Origin of the sequence: Mycobacterium sp. (genome assembly GCF_032162605.1) — a bacterium.
In the GTDB taxonomy this organism is placed as follows: Bacteria; Actinomycetota; Actinomycetes; order Mycobacteriales; family Mycobacteriaceae; genus Mycobacterium.
In genome coordinates this window covers 1-23,690 of record NZ_JAVROT010000625.1, presented here as the reverse complement: position 1 = coordinate 23,690, position 23,690 = coordinate 1, and the positions used below count along the sequence as shown (strand labels likewise).

The 23,690-nt window shown below is 66.0% G+C and carries 23 protein-coding genes and 3 pseudogenes; 12 read left to right on the top strand and 14 right to left on the bottom strand.

Going from position 1 to position 23,690, the window contains the following annotated elements:
* Together QOI01_RS35830 and QOI01_RS35825 are read right to left on the bottom strand one after the other, a co-directional pair.
* Positions 1 to 3,451 (bottom strand): annotated as a pseudogene (locus QOI01_RS35830) (non-ribosomal peptide synthetase); the annotation flags it as partial.
* The gene (locus QOI01_RS35825) at positions 3,448 to 3,915 is read right to left on the bottom strand and encodes a hypothetical protein (RefSeq protein WP_526388940.1); all 468 of its coding nucleotides are present in this window, start codon (positions 3,913 to 3,915) and stop codon (positions 3,448 to 3,450) included. The pseudogene QOI01_RS35830 and the gene QOI01_RS35825, both read right to left, overlap by 4 nt.
* 647 nt (positions 3,916 to 4,562) lie before the next feature.
* Between QOI01_RS35825 and QOI01_RS35820 the strand changes: the two genes are divergently transcribed.
* On the top strand, positions 4,563 to 5,459 hold the full coding sequence (locus QOI01_RS35820) for a crotonase/enoyl-CoA hydratase family protein (RefSeq protein WP_526388939.1): 897 nt from the start codon (positions 4,563 to 4,565) through the stop codon (positions 5,457 to 5,459).
* Here QOI01_RS35820 and QOI01_RS35815 read toward each other — a convergent pair whose 3' ends face one another.
* The 5 genes and pseudogenes from QOI01_RS35815 to QOI01_RS35795 form a co-directional block, all read right to left on the bottom strand.
* Positions 5,460 to 6,326, bottom strand: a complete 867-nt coding sequence (locus QOI01_RS35815) for a hypothetical protein (RefSeq protein WP_526388937.1) — start codon at positions 6,324 to 6,326, stop codon at positions 5,460 to 5,462.
* A gap of 34 nt (positions 6,327 to 6,360) precedes the next feature.
* Positions 6,361 to 7,226 (bottom strand): annotated as a pseudogene (gene ppk2 / locus QOI01_RS35810) (polyphosphate kinase 2).
* Between the two features lie 72 nt (positions 7,227 to 7,298).
* Entirely contained in the window at positions 7,299 to 8,810 is a 1,512-nt protein-coding gene (locus QOI01_RS35805) for an aldehyde dehydrogenase family protein (RefSeq protein WP_526388935.1), read from the bottom strand.
* Between the two features lie 9 nt (positions 8,811 to 8,819).
* Complete coding sequence (locus tag QOI01_RS35800; RefSeq protein ID WP_526388933.1) at positions 8,820 to 9,350, bottom strand: phosphatase PAP2 family protein; 531 nt, start codon at positions 9,348 to 9,350, stop codon at positions 8,820 to 8,822.
* Between the two features lie 53 nt (positions 9,351 to 9,403).
* Positions 9,404 to 9,922, bottom strand: a complete 519-nt coding sequence (locus QOI01_RS35795) for a mycothiol transferase (protein WP_526388931.1) — start codon at positions 9,920 to 9,922, stop codon at positions 9,404 to 9,406.
* A 67-nt stretch (positions 9,923 to 9,989) separates the two neighbouring features.
* On the opposite strand from QOI01_RS35795, the gene QOI01_RS35790 reads away from it, so the two are divergent.
* On the top strand, positions 9,990 to 10,295 hold the full coding sequence (locus QOI01_RS35790) for an ArsR/SmtB family transcription factor (RefSeq protein ID WP_526388929.1): 306 nt from the start codon (positions 9,990 to 9,992) through the stop codon (positions 10,293 to 10,295).
* A 2-nt stretch (positions 10,296 to 10,297) separates the two neighbouring features.
* Complete coding sequence (locus tag QOI01_RS35785; RefSeq protein WP_526388948.1) at positions 10,298 to 10,792, top strand: SRPBCC domain-containing protein; 495 nt, start codon at positions 10,298 to 10,300, stop codon at positions 10,790 to 10,792.
* Positions 10,793 to 11,013: 221 nt separating this feature from the next.
* Here QOI01_RS35785 and QOI01_RS35780 read toward each other — a convergent pair whose 3' ends face one another.
* Together QOI01_RS35780 and QOI01_RS35775 are read right to left on the bottom strand one after the other, a co-directional pair.
* Complete coding sequence (locus tag QOI01_RS35780; RefSeq protein ID WP_526388928.1) at positions 11,014 to 11,520, bottom strand: SLC13 family permease; 507 nt, start codon at positions 11,518 to 11,520, stop codon at positions 11,014 to 11,016.
* Positions 11,517 to 12,197, bottom strand: a complete 681-nt coding sequence (locus tag QOI01_RS35775; protein ID WP_526388926.1) for a TrkA C-terminal domain-containing protein — start codon at positions 12,195 to 12,197, stop codon at positions 11,517 to 11,519. The genes QOI01_RS35780 and QOI01_RS35775 overlap by 4 nt, the downstream gene beginning before the upstream one ends.
* Before the next feature lie 397 nt (positions 12,198 to 12,594).
* Between QOI01_RS35775 and QOI01_RS35770 the strand changes: the two genes are divergently transcribed.
* The 3 genes from QOI01_RS35770 (at position 12,595) to QOI01_RS35760 (ending at position 14,587) form a co-directional block, all read left to right on the top strand.
* Positions 12,595 to 13,758 (top strand): alpha/beta fold hydrolase, encoded by a 1,164-nt coding sequence (locus QOI01_RS35770; RefSeq protein ID WP_526388924.1) that lies wholly within the window; start codon positions 12,595 to 12,597, stop codon positions 13,756 to 13,758.
* On the top strand, positions 13,755 to 14,264 hold the full coding sequence (locus QOI01_RS35765) for a nitroreductase/quinone reductase family protein (RefSeq protein ID WP_526388922.1): 510 nt from the start codon (positions 13,755 to 13,757) through the stop codon (positions 14,262 to 14,264). The genes QOI01_RS35770 and QOI01_RS35765 overlap by 4 nt, the downstream gene beginning before the upstream one ends.
* 62 nt (positions 14,265 to 14,326) lie before the next feature.
* Positions 14,327 to 14,587 carry a putative quinol monooxygenase gene (locus QOI01_RS35760; protein WP_526388920.1) on the top strand — a complete coding sequence of 87 codons (261 nt, stop codon included), beginning with the start codon at positions 14,327 to 14,329 and terminating at the stop codon, positions 14,585 to 14,587.
* 6 nt (positions 14,588 to 14,593) lie between these two features.
* On the opposite strand, the gene QOI01_RS35755 is transcribed toward QOI01_RS35760, so the two are convergent.
* Complete coding sequence (locus QOI01_RS35755; protein WP_526388946.1) at positions 14,594 to 14,974, bottom strand: VOC family protein; 381 nt, start codon at positions 14,972 to 14,974, stop codon at positions 14,594 to 14,596.
* A 56-nt stretch (positions 14,975 to 15,030) separates the two neighbouring features.
* Here QOI01_RS35755 and QOI01_RS35750 point away from each other — a divergent pair, with 56 nt between their 5' ends.
* From QOI01_RS35750 to QOI01_RS35735, 4 genes are read left to right on the top strand one after another with little or no spacing between them, the layout of a single operon-like run.
* Positions 15,031 to 16,782, top strand: a complete 1,752-nt coding sequence (locus QOI01_RS35750) for an N-acyl-D-amino-acid deacylase family protein (RefSeq protein ID WP_526388918.1) — start codon at positions 15,031 to 15,033, stop codon at positions 16,780 to 16,782.
* Positions 16,779 to 17,429, top strand: a complete 651-nt coding sequence (gene nthA, locus QOI01_RS35745) for a nitrile hydratase subunit alpha (protein ID WP_526388916.1) — start codon at positions 16,779 to 16,781, stop codon at positions 17,427 to 17,429. Before QOI01_RS35750 ends, nthA begins: the two co-directional genes overlap by 4 nt.
* Positions 17,426 to 18,085 carry a nitrile hydratase subunit beta gene (nthB, locus tag QOI01_RS35740; RefSeq protein WP_526388914.1) on the top strand — a complete coding sequence of 220 codons (660 nt, stop codon included), beginning with the start codon at positions 17,426 to 17,428 and terminating at the stop codon, positions 18,083 to 18,085. The genes nthA and nthB overlap by 4 nt, the downstream gene beginning before the upstream one ends.
* A 7-nt stretch (positions 18,086 to 18,092) precedes the next feature.
* Entirely contained in the window at positions 18,093 to 18,404 is a 312-nt protein-coding gene (locus QOI01_RS35735; RefSeq protein ID WP_526388944.1) for a nitrile hydratase accessory protein, read from the top strand.
* A 157-nt stretch (positions 18,405 to 18,561) separates the two neighbouring features.
* On the opposite strand, the pseudogene QOI01_RS35730 reads toward QOI01_RS35735, so the two are convergent.
* Positions 18,562 to 19,077, bottom strand: a pseudogene (locus QOI01_RS35730) (SDR family NAD(P)-dependent oxidoreductase).
* A 153-nt stretch (positions 19,078 to 19,230) separates the two neighbouring features.
* Here QOI01_RS35730 and QOI01_RS35725 point away from each other — a divergent pair.
* Positions 19,231 to 20,550 (top strand): MFS transporter, encoded by a 1,320-nt coding sequence (locus QOI01_RS35725; RefSeq protein WP_526388942.1) that lies wholly within the window; start codon positions 19,231 to 19,233, stop codon positions 20,548 to 20,550.
* A 23-nt stretch (positions 20,551 to 20,573) separates the two neighbouring features.
* A complete protein-coding gene (locus QOI01_RS35720) occupies positions 20,574 to 20,942 on the top strand; it encodes a pyridoxamine 5'-phosphate oxidase family protein (protein ID WP_526388912.1) in 369 nt (122 codons plus the stop codon).
* Positions 20,943 to 21,080: 138 nt separating this feature from the next.
* Here the strand turns inward: QOI01_RS35720 and QOI01_RS35715 are convergent, their stop codons facing one another.
* The 3 genes from QOI01_RS35715 to groEL form a co-directional block, all read right to left on the bottom strand.
* A complete protein-coding gene (locus QOI01_RS35715; RefSeq protein ID WP_526388910.1) occupies positions 21,081 to 21,776 on the bottom strand; it encodes a hypothetical protein in 696 nt (231 codons plus the stop codon).
* On the bottom strand, positions 21,740 to 22,606 hold the full coding sequence (locus tag QOI01_RS35710; RefSeq protein ID WP_526388908.1) for a hypothetical protein: 867 nt from the start codon (positions 22,604 to 22,606) through the stop codon (positions 21,740 to 21,742). The genes QOI01_RS35715 and QOI01_RS35710 overlap by 37 nt, the downstream gene beginning before the upstream one ends.
* A 158-nt stretch (positions 22,607 to 22,764) precedes the next feature.
* On the bottom strand, positions 22,765 to 23,690 hold a 926-nt coding region (gene groEL, locus QOI01_RS35705), incomplete at its 5' end, for a chaperonin GroEL (protein WP_526388906.1).

The following is a 23,690-nucleotide window of genomic DNA, read 5'->3' as shown; positions in this document are numbered from 1 at the left end:
CCCCAGGACCAGCACCAACACCAACCAACGCACGCGCCAACCGATTCGACGCCTCGTCCAACTCCCGATACGTCAACGACCGACCATCGAAGCTCACCGCCACCGCTTCCGGAACACCAGCCACCTGCACGGCGAACCGCTCCGGAATCGACACCGCCGGGCACCCCGACCGGGTCAACACCGCACGATTCCCCCACACCTCCAACCGTTCCCGCTCACCAACGTCGAGCACGTCCATCGACGACAAACGCCCGCCCGGATCGGCGATCATCAAGGACAAGATCCGCTCAAACCGCTCAACCAACGTTTCGATATTGGCGACCTCGAAGGCGTCAGTGCGGAACTCCACCGTTCCGCCGATCCCGGCAGGTTCACCGGACTCGGTCCACCGCTCGGCCAAGTTGAACAGCAAGTCCATTCGTGCGGTGTGGGTGTCCGTGGGCACCTGGGTGAACTGCAGATCGCCCAAGGACAACCCGGCGCCGGGGTCTGCCCCGCGTCCCGCGACGTTCTGCCAAGCCAGCAACACCTGAACCAGGGGGTGGTGGGTCAAGGACCGGGGCGGGTTGAGCCGCTCGACGAGTACTTCGAACGGCACGTCCTGGTTTTCGTAGGCGGCCAGGCTCCGTCGCCGCACCTGGGCCAGTATCTCGGCGACAGAGGGATTTCCGGACAGATCGACACGCAACACCAAGGTGTTGACGAAGAACCCGACCAGCTCATCGAGGGCGGGATCGCTGCGCCCGGCAATCGGGAAGCCGACCGCCACATCAGAACTCGCTGTCAACTTGGATAACAAGACCGCCAGGGCGGCTTGCATCACCATGAAGCTGGTGACCTCGTACCGGGCGGCCACCGCGCGCATCGCCTGTTGCAGTTGGGCTGGCCAGTCCACCGCCACCGTGGCACCGCGGTGATCGGCGACCAAGGGGTAGGGCCGATCGGTGGGCAGTGCCAACCGCTCGGGCATCCCGACCAGGGCGTCCTGCCAGTAGGCCAACTGCCTTGCGATGCGGCTGCTCTCGTCGTCGAGATCCCCCAATTGGGCGCGTTGCCACAGCGTGTAATCGACGTACTGGACCGCCAGCGGCGCCCACCGAGGGGCACGCCCAGCGCATCGGCTGGCATAGGCCACCCCGAGATCTCGCGTCAACGGGGTGATCGACCAGCCATCACCGGCGATGTGGTGCACCACACCGACCAGCACGTGCTCATCCTCGTCGACGCGGAAAAGCCGTCCTCGCACGGGGATCTCAGCTGCCAAATCGAACGGGTAAGCTGCCACCTCCTCGATGGCGTCAGCCAGCCGGTCCGCCGGCCAGCTGCTGGCGTCGACGACGTCCCACCCCAGATCGGCCCGCTCGGTAGCGACGACCATCTGCTGAGGTGTCCCCTCGGACACCACGAACAGCGTGCGCAGGCTTTCGTGGCGGTCCACCACGTCGGCCAGCGCCGCGCCCATCGCCTCGACATCCAGATTCCCGCGCAGTTGCAGTACGACTGCCATGTTGTAAGCCGCTGAGGGACCGTACAACTGGCGGATGAACCACAGTCTGCTCTGAGCGAACGACAGTGGAATCACCGCGGGACGCTGACCGGCCACCAACGGCTCACGCCCACCCGTGCCCCCACCGATACGCGACGCCAACCGGGCTACCGTCGGCACCTCGAAGACCTCCCGCACCGAAAGGTCGGCCTTCAAACTGGTGTTGACCGCGGCGACCAGACGCATCGCCGACAACGAATCCCCGCCGAGATCGAAGAACGAGTCGTCCACTCCGACCCGCGCGACCCCGAGGACGTGGGCGTAGATGCCAGCCAGGATCTCCTCGACCAGATCGCCAGGGGCGCGGTACCGATCGACGTCCAGGTATTCCGGTGCCGGCAAGGCCCGCTGGTCGAGTTTGCCGTTCACCGTCAAGGGCAGCGTCTCCAGCACCATCACGGCAGCCGGAACCATATACGCCGGAAGGCGATCGGCAATCATCGCACGCACCGTGGCGGGATCGATCGTCGCATTGGGGCGCTCGGTGACATAACCGACCAAGCGCTTGTCGCCCGGGGGATCCTCGCGGGCGATCACCGCCGCCTGATCCACCCCATCGAGCGCACTCAACGCAGATTGGACTTCCCCGAGCTCGATGCGGTGACCACGAATCTTGACCTGCTGATCGGCACGCCCCAAATACTGCAGCTGCCCGTCATCGTCCCAGCGCACCAAATCCCCGGTGCGATACATCCGCGCGCCCGGCGCACCGTAGGGACACGCCACGAACCTCGACCCGGTCAACCCCGAACGCCGCCAATACCCCACCCCCACACCGGCACCAGCGACGTACAACTCACCGACCACCCCTGGCGGCACCGGACGCAACCACCCATCCAGCACGAACAACGCCGCACCATGCACCGGCACACCGATCGGCACCACCCCGCAGCCCGCTGCCAGCGGCGCACTCATCGCCACCCACATCGTGGTCTCGGTTGGACCATAGACGTTGATCATCACCCGCCCCGGCGCCCACCGCTCCACCAGCTCGGCCGAGCACGGTTCACCGCCGACCACCAGCGCCGTGCTACCCAACTCCTCCGGTGACAACATCCCCACCGCCGACGGGGTCTGACACAAGACGCTGACCTTTTCTGTGATCAGCAGGGCGTGGAAGTCTCGTGGCGAGCGAATGACCCAGTCAGCCACCACAATCAGCCGCCCACCGTGCAGCAGCGCACCCCAGATCTCCCAGACTGACACGTCGAAGCTGTAGGGATGCCACTGTGACCACACCTGCCCCGGCCCTGCAGGTAAATCAGCGTGCAGGGTCTGCATGAGCTGAATCACGTTGCGATGAGTGACCGCTACCCCTTTGGGGACACCAGTGGTCCCCGAGGTGTAGATGACATACGCGATGTCGTCGGACTCCGGTGCCGGCGACGCGGTCCCCAGTTGAGAGTCAACGGCAACGCTGTCGACGTCGAGGACGAGAAAGTCGAACCCGTCCAGCCGTCCGCGCAGGTGGGCGGTGGTGACCGCTGCGATCGGCTCCGCGTCGCCGATCATGAATTCGATTCGGGCGTCGGGGTGGGCCGGGTCCATCGGCAGATACGCCGCCCCGGTCTTCAGCACCCCGAGGATCGCAATGATGGCCTCGCCCGAACGAGGCAACAGGAGGGCGACGCGCTCGCCAGGACCGGCACCATGGCCGATCAGAATGCTCGCCAACCGGCTGGCGGCCTCGTTCAGCTCGCGGTACGTCCACGACCGTTCCTCGCACACCAGCGCCACCGCATCGGGGGCGCGGCGTGCTTGGGCGGCGAACAATTCTGGAATCGACACCGACGTGGCCCCCGGCTGGGTCAACACCGCCCGGTTGCCCCACTCGTCGAGCTGATCGTGCTCGTCGTCGTCGAGCAGGTCGATGGACAACAAACGCCGGGCGGAAGCGCTGCTCATGATTCGTTCCTTGAAACGGCATTCATCGCGATCAGATGGCGGGGGCAATCGCTCGACGAATCGGGCCGGGCCGGGCTCGGCCGGGCGGAAACGGCGACGGGCGCGTCCAGTTCAACCGACGCCTTGCTGCTCGAAGGAAAACGTTTCCCGCCTTCGGCGGACGATTGGTATTGACACGCGCAATCGACCAAGTCCGGCGATGAGCCGAACTCTGCAGGCGAGACGGCACCGCGATAAATGATTGCCGGGTAGATATTCTCAGCTCGATGGCTAACGATGACGTCGCTCAATCCCACGGCTGTGCGGCAGCACGCGGACGCGTCGAATTCATCGATCATGGTCGACAATGAGACGAAATCGAAGAGCGTACCGGTGCGCGGCTTGGGTAGCCACTGAATCGACGAAATCATCTCACGAACATCGGACGGTGGACCGTTGTCCCCCATCATGTCGTGAAAGTCCACCTCGCGATCCGCGTAATCCGTCGCTTGCGGAATTGGCAGCTGCAGCTGATCGTGTTCTCGCCTGCCTAGGTAACTTTTCCCCCGACCTAGCTGCGCTTTCGTACCTGGCAGGGTCGTTTGCGACGAAGGCCGTGTGCCGATCTGTCCACGTGTGACCGGGAATGACCCGCCGATGAATTCCAACCGACTCCCCAATTCGAAAGACCTACGCACGCGATAACCGCCCATCGCCGGCTCTTCGCGCAGCAATCTCCAACCCCACGTCCTTTTAGTTCTGCGCGGTGCAGCCCCAAACCTCAGCGCGTTCGACTTTGCCGAAGAGACTCACCAGACGGTTGTGAACGTCCCACACCATACGCATGACCAACTGGGCCCGCCTAGGTTTTCAGATCAGTTCATTCAGACGTAACGCAGCAAATCCCTGCACCGCACTAGGCGTTCGCCAGCGGCCTCCCACCCCCGCTCCCCACGAAGGGAGGGAGCCACAGTGCAGCTACCCATCCCGATGAAACCCATTCGGACGGAAATACGAAGGGACACTCAGCCAGGTGGCGGACCGCTCTCCTCGATCGACCTCGTGACGACCGGTCGTAGCGGGGCGGTCCCCGACGCTTGACTTACGAGCCGGAACTGGCTCGACTTCAGTGATGCCGCAGTTCGAAACGCTCCTGTACAAGACCGAGCCGCCCGTTGCCACCATCACCCTCAACCGCCCCGAGCACCTGAACACGATCGTCCCGCCGATGCCCGACGAGATCGAGGCCGCGATCGGTGCCGCCGAGCGCGACCCGGCCATCAAGGTCATCGTGCTGCGCGGCGCCGGGCGGGCGTTCTCCGGCGGTTATGACTTCGGCGGCGGCTTCAGCCACTGGGGCGACGCGATGAACACCGGCGGCGAGTGGGATCCGGGCAAGGACTTCGCCTTCGTGTCGGCGCGCGAGACCGGGCCGACGCAGAAGTTCATGGCGATCTGGCGGGCGTCCAAACCGGTGATCGCTCAAGTACACGGCTGGTGTGTGGGTGGGGCCAGCGACTATGCCCTGTGCGCCGACATCGTCGTCGCGAGCGACGACGCCGTCATCGGCACGCCGTACAGCCGGATGTGGGGCTCGTACCTCACCGGCATGTGGCTTTACCGGCTCAGCCTGGCCAAGGTGAAGTGGCATTCGCTGACGGGCGAACCGCTGACCTGGGTCGAGGCCGCGCAGGTCGAGTTGATCAACGAGTCCGTCCCGTTCGAGCGGCTCGAGGCGCGCGTCGCCGAGATCGCCGCGAAGCTGTCACGAATCCCGCTGTCGCAGTTGCAGGCTCAGAAACTGATCGTCAACCAGGCCTACGAGAACATGGGGCTGTCGTCGACGCAGACGCTGGGCGGGATCCTCGACGGCCTGATGCGCAACACCCCTGAGGCGCTCGACTTCATCGGCACCGCCCAGACCGACGGCGTCCGCTCCGCCGTCGAACGACGCGACGGCCCATGGGGCGATTACAGCCAGGCCTCACCTGCGCGTCGCCCCGACCCGTCACACGTCATCGAGCCGTGACTATCGCGCAGGCTCCCTGACCGTCCTCTTCCGCAGCCCGCCCAACATCGAGGCGAGCACACCCAGTACGACGAGCGCGGCGCCCGCGGCCAGCGTCAGATTCAGCCAGAGGTGCAGACTTCCGATGGCGTGCTCGACCATGGCGGAGGCGAGGTTCCTGACCTCCCCCGACGTCACGTCGAGCGCGTCGTTGACGCGGCGCCGCCCGACCTCGATCGCCGCCCATCCCGCCGCGCCGACTATTAGCCCCGAGACACCCAGTGCGGCAAGTGCTTTGCCGCGTTGCCTGGCTGCGGCCAACGTCAGGAGCGCCAGCACGCCGGCGAGGATGGCGGCGCCGACGCTCGCCCACGGGCCCCACTTCGCGACGTCGCGCAGCTGACCGGGACGCACCGAGTCCGACACGTTCTCGGTGAGTGGGACCGTCAGGCTCGACGGAGCCTTGATGCCGAAGTCGGCAAGGGTCTGTTGAAATGAACTGTCGGACAACATCGGTGACAGGTCGATCTCCCATCGACCCGAGTCATCGGACTGGCTCACGACGTCGGTGAACAACCAGCGGTGCACGAGCTGGTTCGCCAGGGCGAACTGACCGGGAAACGCCGAACCCGCGGTGTAGGCCCGGGCCGCCCCGGCCAGCAGGTTCTCGTTGACGTCGTAGCCGGAGTTCGCGGCCAGTTTCACCAGTTGTGCCGTCAGCTCGTCCGACATCGCCTGCTGCACGCGCGGATCCTTCGCGGCCGACGTCGCGAGCGCCGAATATCCGTTGCGGTCGACCACGTTGTGCTGCGCCCAGCTCGCAGGGACCGCCACCGCCAGCGCGGCGGTGGTCAGGATCCACAGCAGGAGAGTCGTGACGAACCGCACGGGCGCGTCCTCCTGTCCTGGGCGTCGGCCCGGGTCAGTCGGCCAGCGCGCGTCCCACGATGAGCGGATCGGCGTGGCCGACGACCTCGTGATCCTTGTTGTCGTACTCGAACTTACCGAGGATGTGTCGCATCGCGTTAATGCGGGCGCGCTTCTTGTCGTTGCTCTTGACGACGGTCCATGGCGCGATCTCCGTGTCCGTCCAGGCGAACATGTCCTCCTTGGCCGCGGTGTAGTCCCCCCACTTGTCCAACGAGGCGAGGTCGGTGGGCGACAGCTTCCATTGCCGGACCGGGTCCACCTGCCGGATCGTGAAGCGGGTGCGCTGCTCGGCCTTGGTCACCGAGAACCAGAGCTTGGTGAGGCTGATGCCGTCGTTGACCAGCATCTGCTCGAACAACGGTGCCTGGCGGATGAACTCGGCGTGCTGTTCTGGTTGCAGAACCCCATCACCCGCTCGACACCGGCGCGGTTGTACCAGGACCGGTCGAAGAGCACGATCTCCCCGGCGGCGGGCAGATGGTTGACGTAGCGCTGGAAGTACCACTGGGAGCGTTCGCGCTCGGTGGGCTTCTCCAGGGCGACGACACGGGCTCCGCGGGGGTTGAGGTGTTCCGTGAACCGCTTGATGGTGCCCCCCTTGCCCGCGGCGTCGCGGCCCTCGAACACGATCAGGTGCCGCAGACCGTTGCCCTGACTCCACTTCTGCAGCTTGAGCAGTTCGATCTGCAGCAGCCGCTTCTCCTGCTCGTACTCGTCGCGCTTCATGCGCTCGTCGTACGGATAGTTCTCGCGCCAGGTGTCGACGACCTCGCCGGTTCGCACTATCAGCAGTTCGGGATCATCGTCATCGTCGTCGCGCACGGTGTAGCCGTTGACGGCGGAGGCTTCGAGAGTCACCCGCCGAACGGATCCAGCCGCGCGTACATCACGGTGACGCCCGGGCGAACGGAAGGTGGCGCGACGGTCGGCCTACTTGGCCTTGCGCTTGGGCCGGATCAGCGCCAACTTCGTCATCATCGTGTTCATCCGCTTGAGCGACTTGGGCGAGTTGTTGTAGTAGTTTCCCCCGGCGCCGACGTTGGTCCGCGGCACCACGACCGTCTCCTGGCGGCAGTACTTGCGCATACCATCGGCCCCACCGAAGCGCGCACCGATGCCGGAGCTCTTCCATCCGCCCATCGGCGCGGTGGTGCACATCAGGTTCGAGATGACGTCGTTGACGTTCACCGCACCGCAATCAAGCTCCAGCGCAACGTCCTTCGCACGTTCGACGTCGCGGGAGAACACCGCCGCGCTGAGACCGTACGGGCTGTCGTTGGCCAAACGGACGGCCTCGGCCACGGTCGAGACCTTCATGATCGGCAGCGTGGGACCGAAGGTCTCCTCCGTCATGCAGTCCATAGTGTGGTCGACACCGATCAGCACGGTCGGCATGTAGAAGCTGCCGGGCCCGGCGGGACGCTCGCCGCCGGTGATCGCCTTGGCGCCCTTGGCGAGCGCGTCGGCGACGTGGCGTTCGGTCACGGCCACCTGACCCTCGTCGATCAGCGCACCGAAGTCGTAGCCGTCGCCAGTGCCCATCTTCAGGTTCTGCACGTCGCGCACCACCGCGTTGACGAATTCGTCGTAGACGGGTTCGAGCACGTAGACCCGTTCGACCGACACACACGTCTGCCCGGCGTTGAACATCGCACCCCAGACGGCGGCGTGCGCGGCCAGTTCGACGTCGGCGTCCTCGAGGACGATCATCGGATCCTTGCCGCCCAACTCCAGGCTGACCGGGGTGAGCCTGCGCGCGGCCCGTTCCATGACCTTCACGCCCGTCGCGCTGGAACCGGTGAACTGGATGAAGTCGGAGTTGTCGATGACGGCCTCGCTTGCCTCGCGCGCACCCTGAACCAGCGCGAGCACGTCGGGGGCGCCGGAGTCGATCCATCCACGCAGCAGCACTTCGGCGGTCAGCGGTGTGCGCTCGGACGGCTTGAGCAGCACGGCGCAGCCCGCGGCGAGCGCGCCGATGCCATCCATCAACGCGTTCGCGACCGGGTAGTTCCAGGGCGCGATGATGCCGACGATCGGGCGCGGGCGGTAGTGCACCGTGATCTTCTTGATGGACAGGAACGGCAGCGGAGCGGGACGGGCGTCGGGCGCCAGCGCCTTTTCCATGGTCTTGATGTAGTACGAAAGGATCATGATCAGCAGCGGCACCTCTTGGACGGCGTCCGTCGCAGACTTGCCGGTCTCCTTGATCAGCAGCGACTCGATCTCGTCGCGGTGATCGCCGAGCCACACGGCGTAGCGGGCCAGCACCTTCGCGCGGCCTGCGGCGCCGCGGGCCTCCCACTCCCGCTGCGACTGCCGCAATCCGGCGGCGATGCGGGCGACGTCGGCCGGGTCGGTCCACCGCACCGTGCCCGCGACCGCACCCGTGGCGGGGTTGAGGATCGTGGCGGTTGCTTCAACTTCGGGCGTTGCAGTCATAGGCCCATGCTAACCGTCGCTGTGATGCAGATCGCATGGGGGTTGACACCTGTCAAGTCCGGCGGCGGGCTTCGCGAGACACACCAGCGCAGTGCCGAGAAACAATGCTCCGACCGTGTCGGTGAAGTAGTGATACGTGAGGGCCTGCCCGACGACTCCGAGCAGTGCGAAGACCGCTGCCGCGACCAGCATCCACACCCGCGCGCCCGCCACCAGCAGGACCATGCCGAGCACGACCACCATCACCGTCACGTGCCCGCTGGGGTAGGCGAGGGCGCCTTCGTTCTCACGTCCGAACAGTCGCTTCAACATGCGCTCCGCGATGACCGCCACCACCGGCGTCAGCACCACGACCACGGCCAACCGCCTGCGGCGTTGAACCAGCGCCGCGGCAACGGCGGCGAGAAGCATCGCCAAGGACACCAGGGGTTCGGTGAAGATCAGCAGCCTGCCGAATCCCGGGTGAGCGTCGCCCGCGCTGACGAACCAGTCGTCGAGACGTGTCGAGCCGTCGCCCACCGCGAGGCCCAGCGCGACCACCGCGAGGAGGCCGATCGGCGGCCACCACCGAAGCGCCCCGTCCGGCGTCAGCCTCAGGTGGCGATGCCCCTGATGTAGGCCGCCTGGCCGAGGTGCTGCGCGCAGTCGTCGATGATGCTGACGACGCGCGCGCTCGCCGTGACCGACGGCGTCCAGCGCGTGTCCACGATGCGCTCCAGTTCCTCCGACGTCACCGACGCGACGAATTCCAACGTCACCGCGTGCACGGCGTGGTAGTAGCCGTTGAGCAGATCGGCGGGCGCACGGACCTTGGCGACCTGCTCGGGCGTGTGGCCGTAGCCGTGCGAGTCCTTCGGCAGATCGAGGCCGAACCGGTCGACCCAACCGTCGCGGAACCAGACCTGCTCGATGCCCGCAACGTCGCACAGCTGGGCGTCCTGCACGCGGGCGGTATGCCAGAGCAGCCAGGAGATGGTGTTGGCCTCGGGTGTCGGCTGGTAGAGGGCGACGTCGTCGGTCAATCCGTCGGTCAGGTCGTCGACGTGCTCGATGAGCCGGGTGAACGAGTCGCGCAGCAGCTCGCGGGCAGCCGAGATGTCAGTGTCAGCCATACCCGGAGACGCTACCCCGTCAAACATATTCCTTGACATTCATATGATCACGTAGTCATATGGATACGTGGACGCGTTCGCAGTGATTGCTGATCCGACCAGGCGGCGGATCCTCGACGCCCTGCGCGACGCCAACGCAGATGTCGGAACTCTCGTTGCGCAGCTTCGTATTTCGCAATCGTCGGCGTCGAAGCACCTCGCAGTTCTGCGCGACGCGGGCACCGTCGACGTCGACGTCGAGGGGAAGCGCCGCGTCTACCGACTGGCACGTGATCCGCTGCCCACGGTGCTCGCATGGGTCACGCCATACCACCGCAAGTGGTCGATGAGCCTGGACCGGCTGGGCGACCTGATCGACGAGGAGCAATCGTGACGATGGATGCAAAGTTGGAGAACGCCGATGGCGCTTGGGTTTTGACGCTCACACGGGAATTCGCCCATCCGGTCGAGGTGGTCTGGCCCTGGTTGACCGATCCGGCTCGGCTGGCGCGTTGGTCGCCGATCGTCCCAGAGCGCCCATTCGACGCGCCCGGTCCAATGCAGGTGCGCGAGAACCCCGGTGACGAACCGCACGACGGCGAGGTGATCTCGATCCGGCCGCCCCACGAGCTGGTCCACCGCTGGGGCGACGAGGTGGTCCGCTGGCGCCTGACGCCAACCGGGTCCACGTGCACCCTGACCCTGGAACAGACGATGCGCCAACGGAATCCGGCCGCGATGAACGCTGCGGGCTGGGACGTCTGCCTCACCGTGCTCGATGAGGTGCTCTTCGGCGCCGACACCGTTCGCGCCGTCGGGTCGGCTGCGGCCGGACGCGGCTGGGCGGCGTTGCGGGACGAGTACGCCCGGGCACTCGGCACTGTCGAGTAGACGGGTCGCCGATGAGGTTTGCGCACTCGCGTGATCTACCCGGGTTGCAAGGTGTTGAACCGAACCAGCACCAGACCCGCCGGAAGAGGAGCGGGCCATGGTCATCGTTGCAGGACACATCACCGTCGAGCCCCGGCGACGCGAGTCCTACCTCGCGGGCTGTCGTCAGAGTGACAGGAGTGTCCAGCCGACGCAGAACACCGCCGCAAGGGACGCCACAGTCAGCGGGATGCCGAAGCGCACGAACGTCCCGAGGAGTACCCGCCGGGTTTCATGACCATCAAGTTTGACTGATGACTGAACGGGTTGAGGAAGGTGAATGAGATACACGTTCCTATCAGCGTCAGGAGCATCAGAGGATTCATTCCGCTGCTGGCGGCAACCGTCAGGGCCACGGGTGTGAGAATCGCGGCGGCGGCCGCGTTGGTGACGACGTTGGTCAGCAGTGTGGTACCGACAGCGATCACAAACACCAACACTGCAGTGCTTCCGCCGGACATCGCCAGGATCGCATCGGAAATGTGATCGCCCAGACCACTATTGACGACGATGGTGCCCAACCCCACCGAGCCGGCGATGATCGCGAGGATCTTCCAGTTCAGTGCACGCACTGCGGAGCTAGGAGTCAGAATCTTGGTGACCACCATGAGCGTGGCGCCGGCGACCGCGCAGAGCTCGATCGGTGCCAGCCCGAACGATCCGGCCACGATGACGGCCGTCAAAATCAACAGCGCGATCCATGTCTTACCGGTCTGCGGCGCCTTACCCGCCACCTTCTGCACACTCCAACCAGCGGATGCTCGGTTAGAGAGTCTGCGGAACGTGCTGTGACAAGACATATCTCGCCGGCGTTGGCCGGGGTCTCGCGAAGTAGTGCGGTGGTCTGGGCGGCGATCACCATGACATCGTCATTCTCTTCGAGCTCGCGCACTGTCACCTGCTCGTCGGCGGCGATCGACACCTTGTAAAGATCCTGACGTGACTGGCCGAATCGGGGGCTTACCCATAGCATTCGGACGCCTCCTTCAGTCGCGCGGTAGATCAAGACGTCGCGTTCCTCTATCACGGCATCCGAATCGACTGACTCGCCCCAGCGTTGGATCTCCAGCAGCTCGAAGTCGGGAGTGGCCTGTATGCCCAATTCGGCCGCGGTGCGGCCGATGGCATTGGCCCGCGCGGAGATCGGCATCTCGGCGTGCCAGGACGACTCCCGCTCACCGGCATCCGATCGACCGCGCAGCATCAGCGGTGCGGTGACGAGCAGCACCAGCCAGCCGACCAATGCCACGGGCACCGCAATGGGGACGAACGAGAACATCTTCACCTGCACCCCGCGCGGCTCCGGTGGCCGGTGCGGTCGGCCCATATCGCCAATTCGGGCCGGATGTCGGCCCGGGGATGCCATCGGGCGCCAACCTCGAGATCGCCGAGGACATGGGCAAGTACGTCAACAGCTTTAGTTGGCGGGGAGACCCGCCACGATGATCGACGAAACAAGTCGAACGTGGCGGGCTGGTCCGTCGACGGCCTCCAGACCACCCCGGTAGAGATCGAATTGGAATGATCGCTGCACACAACCGAAGGGCACTCCACCGCACGCCCAACACAATGCCAAAGTCACGAAGGATCGAGGCTGGGTCAAAGCTAAATTGCGGCTAGACCGCCGCGCGGGTCACGGTGAAAGGTTCCCGGCACACCAGGGACTGTCTATGGCTCCACGCGGCCTCGGGCGATGTGTTCTGCGGCACTCGCCTCCAGTTTTAGGACAGGAATGGTCCTAAGCGGTGTCTAACGTTGCCGGTATGACCACTAGCCACGGCGAAGTACTGCCGTTCCGGATTGAAGTTGAGCAGGCTGAGATTGATCGGCTGCATCGTCACCTCGACGAGACACGTTGGCCACCAGTGCTTCCCGGCGACGGCTGGGATACGGGTGTGCCCGTGGCGTGGCTGCGCGAACTCTGTGAGTATTGGCGAAACGACTACGACTGGAGAGCCGCCGAACGTGAACTCAACCAAATCCCGCAATTCACCACGATAATCGACGGGCAACGGATCTACTTCATGCACGTACGGTCAGCGGAGCCCGATGCGTTGCCGCTGATCTTGACCCATGGGTGGCCGGGCTCAGTGGTGGAATTCCTCGACGTGATCGGCCCATTGATTAATCCCACGGCCCACGGCGGTGACCGCGGGGACGCTTTCGACGTGGTGATTCCCGCACTACCCGGGTTCGGTTTCTCCGGACCGGTATCCGAACCGGGCTGGACCACAACACGAATCGCCACCGCGTGGGACGAATTGATGACGCGGCTCGGGTACGACCGTTATGGCACTCAAGGAGGCGACATCGGCGCTGCCGTGGCCCCGGAGGTCGCCAGGATCGCCCCCGCTCGGGTGGTCGGAGTGCACACCAACGGCGGTCCTGGCGGATTTCCCCAGGTACCGCTGCCGGAGGAGGTCATGGCCACCCTCTCGCCGATCGAACGCGACCGGATCGCCCGCGTGGAGGCGTTCATGCGCGAAGAGTTCGGCTATCTCGCCATCCAGTCCACCCGCCCCCAAACCCTGGGCTATGGCCTGGTCGATTCCGCGGTCGGGCAGTTGGCCTGGATCATGGACAAATTCCGCGAATGGACCCACCCGCGCCAGGTTCTGCCTGACCGCATTCTCAGCCGCGACCGCCTGTTGACCAACGTCATGACGTATTGGCTGACCGGCACCGCTGCGTCGTCGGCCTACGTCGGCTACGCGCAAAGCGCAGCCTGGGGCGCTCCAAAAATCAATAGTGGTGTGCCCACTGCGGCGATCGTGTTCGCTCACGACGTGGGGATCCGGCAGTTCGCCGAAGCCGACAACACCATCACGCGGTGGACCGATCTCGACCGGGGCGGTCACTTCGCCGCCATGGAGGAACCGACGGCGCTGGTGACTGATATCCGCGAGTTCTTCAGGGCCCTACGGTGATTCGGCGACCACGAACAGGGCCGCACGGGCCCCGCCACGCGCCGCCGCGCTGGCTCAAACCCGTCAATACAGCGTTCCTGCTCATTCGCCGGTTCGGAGGGATGCCCACCTTGCACGTACTGACGGTTACGGGCCGAGCGACCGGACGCCCCCGAAGTACCCCGGTCACCGTAGTCATCGTCAACAACAACCGTTACCTCCTCGAAGGTTTCCCTGGAGCCGACTGGGCAGCCAACGTCCGAGCCGCCAACGGACGTGCCCGATTGTTGGTTGGTGACCGCATCGAGCACGTCGACTTGATGGAGCTCGACCCAACCGATGCCGTGGTCGTGCTTCGGCACTGGCCCCGCCAAGCCGCCACCGGCGCCCGGATCATGCGCGACGCCGGCATCATCGACGACGTCACCCCTGACGCCTTCGCCGCCCTCGCCGGCAGATGCACCGTGTTCCGCATTCTCACCGTCGCGCGGCCCGAGCATGGCAAAGGAACCAACACCGTTCAGTAGACGCATGGCCAACACGAGTTGCGACGAAACGGCGCCGTCGCCGATGAGGATTGCGCACTCGCGTGGGTCTACCTGGTTTGCAAGGTGCTGAACCGAACGAGCACCAGACCGGCGGAGGAGGCTGCCTCGACACAGCCATCAGCGCCGACCTGATCGACCCCGGCCGCATCAACGTCTTCGAGCGCTGGAAGACGCAAGCCGCACTCGACACCTTCCGCGCCAACGGCCCAGGCCACGAACAAGCGGCGGCAATGCTCTCGGTGTCGGTGAAGGAGTACGACATCGCCGACGTGCGGTCGCTGTTCGGGGACAGCACGGTCTGAACGGGTTCAGCCATCGGGCGAGGCCCGGTGAAACACTGCCTCGACGTTGTTGCCGTCGGGATCGCGGACGAAGGCGCCGAAGTATCCGGGGTGGTACTCGGGCCAGATGCGAGGTGCGTGTAGTGACTCCGCGCCGAGGTCGAGCGCGGCGTCGTAGAACGCTCGCACCTCGTCGACGCCTGCCGCCTGGAAGGCGAAGTGGATGCCCGCGGTCGCCTGCCTGCCGGTACCGTCCTCGATCCAGAAGTCCGGTTTGCCGTCGCGGCCGTAGCCGATGCCCGGACCGACGTCCATCTGTCGGGTGTAACCCAACACGGCCAACACCGCGTCGTAGAACTCCTTGGACTTCGCGTAGTCGGCACAGATGATTCCGAAGTGATCGATCACGACTTCATCTTGATTCATCCTGGCATCCGCCGGGGATGAGGTCGTACATTCGGCTGATGGCCCATGACTTGATCGACTTGATCATTCGCAACGGCACGATCGTCGACGGACTCGGCAGTGAGCCGTTCATCGGCGACGTAACGGTGGCCGACGGAGTGATCGTGGCGGTCGGGACGGTGACGGGCAGGGCCGACGGTGCCCGCGAGATCGACGCGACCGGTCTGCTCGTCACTCCCGGCTTCGTCGACCTCCACACCCACTACGACGGCCAGGCGATCTGGTCGGACCGGATGACGCCGTCATCGGCGCACGGCGTGACGACCGCGGTGATGGGCAACTGCGGTGTCGGCTTCGCGCCGTGCCGACCCGACGACCACGAAACGCTCGTCGATCTCATGGCAGGGGTCGAGGACATCCCCGGCGTCGTCATGGTCGACGGGCTGCCCTGGACGTGGGAGACGTTCCCGGAGTTCCTCGACGCGCTGGACGGCCGTCGCAGGGACATCGACGTCGCCGCGCTCCTGCCGCACTCCCCGCTTCGGGTGTACGTGATGGGCAGGCGCGGCGTCGACCGGGAACCCGCGACCGCAGAGGACCTGTCGCTGATGCGCAAGCTCGCCGCCGAGGCCGTTCAGGTCGGTGCGCTGGGTTTCGCATCGTCGCGGTTGACGCTGCACAAGAGCGAAAGTGGCCAGCCGATACCGAGTTTCGATGCCGGCCGCGAGGAGATCGAGGCGATCGCGCGCGGCGTCAAGGACGCGGGCGGCGGGCTGATCCAGTTCGTGCCCGACCTGGTGGCCGGCGACTATGGGCCCGCATTGCAGACCGTATTCGACGTCGCGGAGGACGTCGGTCTTCCTGTGACGTTCACCCTGGCGATCGGCAACGCAGGCGACCCATTCTTCGTCGACGGCCTCAACCTGGTCGAGAAGGCCAATCAAAACAGGGGAGCGGCAGGTGCTCAAGTCACCGCGCAGGTCTTCCCGCGACCGATCGGCCTGGTCATCGGTCTCGAGCTGAGCGGCAACCCGTTCGTGATGTACCCGAGTTACCGGGAGATCGCCCACCTACCGCTGGCCGAGCGCGTCGCGGAGATGCGCAAACCCGAAGTGCGGACCCGCATTCTGGCCGACAAGGCCGCGAGTGACGGCCATCCGCTGATGTTCGCGGCCCAGGCGTGGGAGTGGATGTTCCCGCTGGGCGATCCGCCGAACTACGAGCCCGACCGTTCCGACAGCATCGCCTCGCGAGCACGGACACGCGGAGTCAGCCCACTCGAAGAGGCCTACGACCGCGTGCTCGACGACGACGGGCACGCCATGCTGCTCATCACCCTTGCCAACTTCCGGGACGGCTCGCTGGACACCGTCGCCGAGCTGATCCGCCGCGACGACGTCGTCCTCGGCCTTGGCGACGGCGGCGCGCACTACGGAATGATCTGCGACGCAAGCTTTCCCACCTACATGCTGGCATATTGGGCGCGTGACCGTGCCACGGGGCGGCTTTCGGTCGCGGAGGCGGTGCGCGAGCTGACGTCGGCGCCCGCCCGCGTCGCGGGACTCGCCGACCGGGGCCGCATCGCCGTCGGCTACAAGGCGGATCTCAACGTCATCGACCACGACGCCCTGCGGCTACACAGGCCGGTCATCGCCCGCGACCTGCCTGCGGGCGGGCGTCGCCTCGACCAGACCGCCGACGGGTACGTGGCGACGGTCGTCTCCGGAGAGGTGATTGCCGAAAACGGCGTACCCACCGCCGCCCGACCGGGCAAACTGGTCCGCGGTCGTCAGCCCACCCCGGTGTCATGAGCGCCGACGATCACGGGCCGAGCGACCTCTCGGACGTCGAGCTTCGGATCCGGGCACTCGAATCGCTGCTGAGCGAAAAGGGTTACCTCGATCCGGCGGCGGTCGACGCGATCGCCGAGACGTATGAGACGCGGATCGGGCCACGCAATGGCGCCACGGTCGTCGCGAAGGCATGGACGGACGACGAGTTCTCCGCCTGGCTGCGCGAAGATGCCACGGCTGCAACGCGATCCATCGGATTCGGCGGGCGCGGCGGCGAACACGTCAGCGCGGCGTTCAACAGCCCGACCGAACACAACCTGGTGGTGTGCACCCTGTGCTCGTGCTATCCGTGGCCGCTGTTGGGCCTGCCTCCCGTCTGGTACAAATCCGCGCCGTACCGGTCGAGGGCGGTGATCGACCCGCGGGGCGTCCTCGCGGACTTCGGGCTGACATTGGACCCGGGCGCCCGAATCCGAGTGTGGGACTCCACGTCGGAGATGCGCTACCTGGTGATCCCGATGCGCCCGGCGGGCACCGACGGTTGGGCGGCGGACCGGTTGGCCGCACTGGTGACCCGAAACTCGATGATCGGCACCGGCCTGGCGTTGCAGCCCGAGCAGTTGGCATCCTGGGGCGAGCGAAGCGACGGGGAAGATCCCGCGTGAACGGCGTTCACGACATGGGTGGGCTGATGCCCTTCGGCCCGGTGATCGAAGAGCCGGACGAGCCGATCTTCCACGCCGACTGGGAGAAACGGGCGCTCGGCATCAATGTCGCGATGAGTGCCACCGGGTCGTGGACGGGCGATGCGGGCCGCCACGCTCGCGAGTCCATCCCGCCCCTGCAGTATCTGTCGAGTAGCTATTACGAAATCTGGCTCGCAGGCGTCGAGAAGTTGGTACGCCAGCACGGCCTCGCCACGGCGGATGAACTCGCGGCCGGACGCGCGCTCGAGCCGTCGAAACCCGTGAAGCGAGTGCTGCGACCGGACGAGGTCCCGTCGCTGCTCGACACCGGTGACCCAAGCAGTCGCGAGACGACGACGCCTGCGCGCTTCGCGGTCGGGGACACCGTGGTGACCCGCAACATCAACCCCGTCGGGCATACCCGGTTACCGCGCTACGCACGCGCGAAACGTGGTGTGGTCGAGCGCATCCACGGCGTGCACGTCCTTCCCGACTCGAACGCGCACGGCCGCGGCGAGTCGCCGCAGTGGCTGTACACGGTGCGCTTCACGGCCACCGAACTCTGGGGCGAGGACGCCGACGCGGGCGTGACGTCATCGATCGACGCCTGGGAGTGCTATCTTGAGCCCGGCTGACGACCACGTGAAGTTCGAAGAACCTTGGCAGGCAAGAGCTTTCGCGATGCGCATGACACTTCAGGAGACCGGCCTGTTCACGGCGGCCGAATGGTCGTCGACACTCGGGAGCGAAATAGCACTGGCGCAACTCGCGGGTGATCCCGACGACGGTTCGACGCACTACGAGCACTGGCTGGGCGCCCTGGAGCGCCTCGTGGCCGCGAAGGGCGCGATCACACCGGAGCTTCTCGAATCGCGTCGCGCTTCCTGGGACCGGGCCGCCAAGGCGACACCGCATGGGCAGCCGATCACCCTGGCCAATGACCCCCTCGGCTAGGTTCCTCAAATATTCACCGCGCGAATGCAGTTGGAGTTCATCATGACCGTCGACGACGCTGCATGACGCAGCGGGTAGAGCCGCCCGCACCCCCGTGGAGCGAGTGGGACGCCGCGACTCGTGCCGCCGCGGGTGCGGACCACTTCGATCCTGCGGGCTACTGCACTGCGAGTACGAATGGGGCGGTTGCGCAACGGGCTCGCGCTACCCACCGAGGGGCGGACGGGATGACCGTCCCGCGGTCGCCTGCGAGCGCATCGACGCCCGCCTTCGCCACGTCGCGCGACGGCATCCACATGAACTTGGGGAACGCCTCGGCGAATGTCCGCTCGTCCATGCCCGCGGTCTGCAGGAACTCGGTGCGCACTGGACCCGGGTTGAGCGTCGGGCGCCGGCACCGGTGCCGGCGAGCTCCGCGTGCAGTGCCTCGGTATAGCTGATGACGAATGCCTTGGTCGCGGCGTAGCCGGCCGGGCCGGGGAAAGGTTGGAGGCCTGCGGTTCACCAGGACGTCGACGGTCAGCCCGCGGCTCCCGACTTCGCCGAAGAGGCCGGCTCGGGCATCGGGGTCGGCGACCAACGTGACGCCGTGGCCGCGCGCCGCCAGTTCACGGGCGATGTCGGCGCCGATACCCGAGGATGCGCCGGTGACGACGGTGGTGGACGTGGTCAAGGCGTGGCCAGTGGCATGGCTCGGAACCTAATCCCGCCGACTCGCCGGGCGGTTGTGGTTGTGCGAGGTCATCGGCGTCAGCACGACGAACGTTGCAATCATCACGCGTCCAAACCTGGCGCGGGGCCCGATACTATGACCTAGTTGGTATCCGTGCCAGTCATCAATGCGCCCGTCGACGACGAGCAGACCAACTCCATCTCGCCGCAGGCCCGCACCGCGCTGTGGGCAAGTCTCGTCGGCACCACGATCGAGTGGTACGACTTCTTCCTCTACGCCACTGCCGCGAGTCTGGTGTTCAACAAGGCGTTCTTCCCCGACCAGACGACCTTCATGGGCACCATGTTGTCGTTCGCGACCTTCGCGGTCGGCTTCCTGGTGCGGCCGATCGGCGGCTTCGTCTTCGGCCACGTCGGAGACCGCATCGGGCGCAAACGGACACTTGCGTTCACGATGTTCCTGATGGGTGGCGCGACCGCGCTGATGGGCGTGCTGCCCACTGCCGCGCAAATCGGTGTGCTCGCGCCGATTCTGTTGCTGCTGTTGCGCATCGTGCAGGGTTTCGCGCTCGGTGGCGAGTGGGCCGGAGCGGTCCTCCTCGCAGTCGAGCACGGACCGCCCCGTCGACGCGGCCTGTTCGGGAGCATCCCGCAGATCGGGCTGGCCATTGGATTGGCCCTGGGCACCGGCGTCTTCGCGCTGCTACAGGTCGCCCTTCCCGACGACGCGTTCCTGTCCTACGGCTGGCGGATCGCGTTCCTGTTCAGCATCGTGCTGGTGATCTTCGGCGTCGTGGTCCGGTTGCGTGCCAGCGAGACACCGGCATTCGAGAAGGTGCGCGATAGCGACGACCGGGCGGCGGTGCCACTGAAGGAGGTCTTCAAACCGCCCGCGCTGCGCTCGACGGTGCTCGGCATGCTGTCGCGGTGGGGTGAGGGTGCCGCGTTCAATACGTGGGGCGTGTTCGCCATCTCGTATGCGACGGCCACGCTCAAACTCGACAAGATTCCCGTGCTGGTCGCCGTGACCGTCGCCGCTGTCCTGATGGCGGGATTGATCCCGGTCTCGGGTCTGCTGAGCGACCGGTTCGGCCCGAAGAAAGTGTATGCCATCGGAATCGCCGCCTACGGCGTCGCGGTGTTCCCGGTCTTCGCCCTGTTCGACACCAGGAACATCTGGCTCTACGCCGTGGCAATGCTGGTGGTGTTCGGCGTCATCCACGCACTGTTATACGGTGCGCAGGGCACGCTGTATGCGTCGCTGTTCCCCGCCCGAATCCGCTACACCGGGCTGTCGACCGTCTATCAGCTGTCGGGTGTCTACGCGTCCGGGTTGACTCCCCTGATCCTCACGGCGCTGATCGGCGCCGCCGGGGGCACACCGTGGATCGCGTGCGGCTACCTGGTGGTGACCGCGGTGATCGCCGTCGTCGCCACGCTGCTGCTGAAACCGACGCCGCTGAAGGACATCTAGGGCCGCCGCCGTATCCTCGCGCCATGAGCGTCAAGGTGGATCTCGACCAGTTGTCCGGCGCGCTGAACGACTTCGCGATGGCCTACCTCATCACGGTCGGCGATGACTTTCACGCCCACACCGTCGCGGTCGATCCCGTGTTCGACGACGGCGTGTTCGACCTCGGCCCGGTCGGGAAGACCACACGGACCAACGTGGCCCGGCATGGCGACGTAACGCTGCTATGGCCGCCGCGTGAACCGGGCGGCTACACGTTGATCGTCGACGGGCGAGGCGATCTCGCTGGTGAGCCGTTGCGAGTAAGGCCAAGTCGCGCGGTGCTGCACCGGGCGGCGAAGCCGAACTCGCCCACCACATCCGGTTGCGGCGATGACTGCGTGCCGCTGGCCTAGTTCGCCTGAAACCAGCCGGGCGCCGCTCGCGAGTGCAAGCTTGTTGAACGCATTTCGCGAGGGGGTGCGAACAAGCGTGCACTCGACTCACACGAAAAGGCGCGGCCTGCAAGCAGACCGGGCCCTCGAGGTGGCTAACTAGGCGGCTTCACCGGATGAGGTGCTCGATTCGCCCGAGCCCGACTGACCCGGCTTCGAGTCACCCGACTGCGAGGCACCGGCGCCCTGCGTCCCGGTCGGACCGCCCGAGACGCCCCCCGCCTCAGCCTCGCCCGGTTCGGCCTTGCCCGGCTTGGTCTGGCGGTCCCGTGTAGACGGGCGGGTGCGGTGATCCTTGATCATTCTGTCCTTGCCCTGCTTCACCTTGCCCGGCCGGACCTTGGCGTCACCGTCCCTGCCGTCCTCGTGCCCGGACTTGTCCGAGCTGTCCGACGCGTCCGCTTCGCTCGCCGGCGCGTCGGCACTGTTGTCCGCTGCGCCGTCGGCGGCACCGGCGTCAGGACTAGTCACACCGGCATCGGTGCCCGGAGTCTCCGGTGTCGTAGCCGCGAGGTCATCGGCCTCCGGAGTCAGCGATGTCTGAATCTTCGAAGCCGTTGTGTCGCCTGACTTCTCGTCCAGTTTCACCGGCGTCAAGGCCATCCCGTCGACAACCGCGAGGGAAGCCGACGGCAGAGAGTCGGGCACAAAGGAGTTCTGCGACGTGGGCAGACTGTTCGTTTGCGTTTGCGCAACATCGGTCGACGGCAGCGCCGACGGCCTCACCGGGGTCGGGAACAACGACAGGAGTCCAGTCATCACGCCGGCGATGACGTTGCGGATCTGGTTCGCCACACCCACAGAGGCAGCCGAGGTAGATCCGACAGGCCCGGAAGCCAGGTGAACGGGTCCACGACATTGTTGAGCAGCTTGCCCAGCAACCCGACCTCGGGATCCGGAGACAGCAGCCCATGGACCAGATAGCTGATCAGCCCGGGAATCTGGTTCGGCGTCTGAATGGCCGATTCGAAAGCCGCCTCCAGGTTGGCAGGCAGCGTGCCGAGGTAGTCGACGGTGTTCCACACCATGTACAGCGGCGCACGGACCGCGAGTTGGCCGGCGAAGAGCGACCTGCCCAGAACCGTGTTGTGCTTGACGTCGTTCACCGCAGCCAAGCCGGGCAACGGATCGGGGAGTTGGCCGAGCACGCTGTTGAACGCATCCGCGAATGCCCGCCTCGCCTCGTTGACCAGGCCGGATTCCGTGGCGCTTGGGCCCAGCGGATACGGCAGCAGGCTCGCGATGACGGCAAAAGTCTGCTCGGTTTCCCATGGATAGGCGGCGATCGGCGGTCCGACAGCGGGATTGACGAACCGTTGCACTAGGTAGCTCAGCACGTTGGGAGCCAGTTCCGGGTGCTGCGCCGCCGCCATGACGGCAAGCGTCGCCTCGAACGGCAGCGAGATCGCCGCGTCGACGTGAATGCCGACCAAGCTGGACAGCACCCCGACGCCCTGGCCGAACCCATACACCGCGTCGGTGATCGCCGAGGCGTTGTCGACGTCCACGCTGATCGTCGGCAGCACGCGATGCTCGGGCATGCTCGTGACCGACGCGGCTGACACCACCCCGGCCGCCAACAGTGCAGCTGCGAACTTGGTCCGCGGACGTACGGAAACACTCATGGGGCCCCCTGGGTAATGGTTTGTGGCAGCTCGCCACACGGAGTATGTCAACGATCGATGACTTTTGTCAACGGTTGGAGACATAGCCCGGCCACATCAGGTGAACGCACACGAAAAAGCCCGGCCCCCAAGGGGACCGGGCTTCCTCGAAGCAGGACTTAGAAGTCCATGCCGCCCATGCCACCGGTCGGGTCGCCCGCGGGTGCGGACGCCTTCTCCGGCTTGTCGGCGACGACGGCCTCGGTGGTGAGGAACAGCGCCGCGATGGACGCCGCGTTCTGCAGCGCCGAACGCGTGACCTTGACCGGGTCGGCGACGCCGGCCTTCAGCAGGTCCTCGTACTCACCGGTCGCGGCGTTCAGACCGTGGCCAGCAGGAAGGTTCGACACCTTCTCCGCGACGACACCCGGCTCCAGGCCACCGTTGAAGGCGATCTGCTTGAGCGGGGCCGACAGCGCAACGCGAACGATGTTCGCGCCAGTGGCCTCGTCACCGGTGAGCGTGAGCTCGTCCAGCGAAGGCGACGCCTGAAGCAGTGCCACGCCGCCACCGGCGACGATGCCCTCTTCGACGGCGGCCTTGGCGTTGCGAACCGCGTCTTCGATGCGGTGCTTGCGCTCCTTGAGCTCCACCTCGGTGGCTGCTCCGGCCTTGATCACCGCAACACCGCCGGCCAGCTTGGCCAGGCGCTCCTGCAGCTTCTCGCGGTCGTAGTCGGAGTCGCTGTTCTCGATCTCGGCACGGATCTGAGACACGCGTCCCGCGATGGCCTCGGCATCACCCGAGCCACCGACGAGCGTGGTCTCGTCCTTGGTGATGACGACCTTGTCGGCCTTGCCAAGCAGCGTGACGTCGGCGGTCTCGAGGGACAGCCCGACCTCTTCGCTGATGACCTGGCCACCGGTGAGGATGGCGATGTCCTGCAGCATGGCCTTGCGGCGGTCACCGAAGCCAGGAGCCTTGACGGCGACGGACTTGAAGGTGCCACGGATCTTGTTGACCACCAGGGTGGAAAGGGCTTCGCCCTCGACGTCCTCGGCGATGATCAGCAGCGGCTTGCCGGACTGAATGATCTTCTCCAGCA

Excerpts from the sequence above, each read along its gene's own strand:
- QOI01_RS35820 (WP_526388939.1), top strand. The coding sequence starts at position 4,563 with ATGCCGCAGTTCGAAACGCTCCTGTACAAGACCGAGCCGCCCGTTGCC.
- QOI01_RS35805 (WP_526388935.1), bottom strand. The coding sequence starts at position 8,810 with ATGACTGCAACGCCCGAAGTTGAAGCAACCGCCACGATCCTCAACCCC.
- QOI01_RS35795 (WP_526388931.1), bottom strand. The coding sequence starts at position 9,922 with ATGGCTGACACTGACATCTCGGCTGCCCGCGAGCTGCTGCGCGACTCG.
- QOI01_RS35785 (WP_526388948.1), top strand. The coding sequence starts at position 10,298 with ATGGATGCAAAGTTGGAGAACGCCGATGGCGCTTGGGTTTTGACGCTC.
- QOI01_RS35775 (WP_526388926.1), bottom strand. The coding sequence starts at position 12,197 with ATGGCATCCCCGGGCCGACATCCGGCCCGAATTGGCGATATGGGCCGA.
- QOI01_RS35770 (WP_526388924.1), top strand. The coding sequence starts at position 12,595 with ATGACCACTAGCCACGGCGAAGTACTGCCGTTCCGGATTGAAGTTGAG.
- QOI01_RS35750 (WP_526388918.1), top strand. The coding sequence starts at position 15,031 with ATGGCCCATGACTTGATCGACTTGATCATTCGCAACGGCACGATCGTC.
- nthA (WP_526388916.1), top strand. The coding sequence starts at position 16,779 with ATGAGCGCCGACGATCACGGGCCGAGCGACCTCTCGGACGTCGAGCTT.
- QOI01_RS35720 (WP_526388912.1), top strand. The coding sequence starts at position 20,574 with ATGAGCGTCAAGGTGGATCTCGACCAGTTGTCCGGCGCGCTGAACGAC.
- QOI01_RS35710 (WP_526388908.1), bottom strand. The coding sequence starts at position 22,606 with ATGAGTGTTTCCGTACGTCCGCGGACCAAGTTCGCAGCTGCACTGTTG.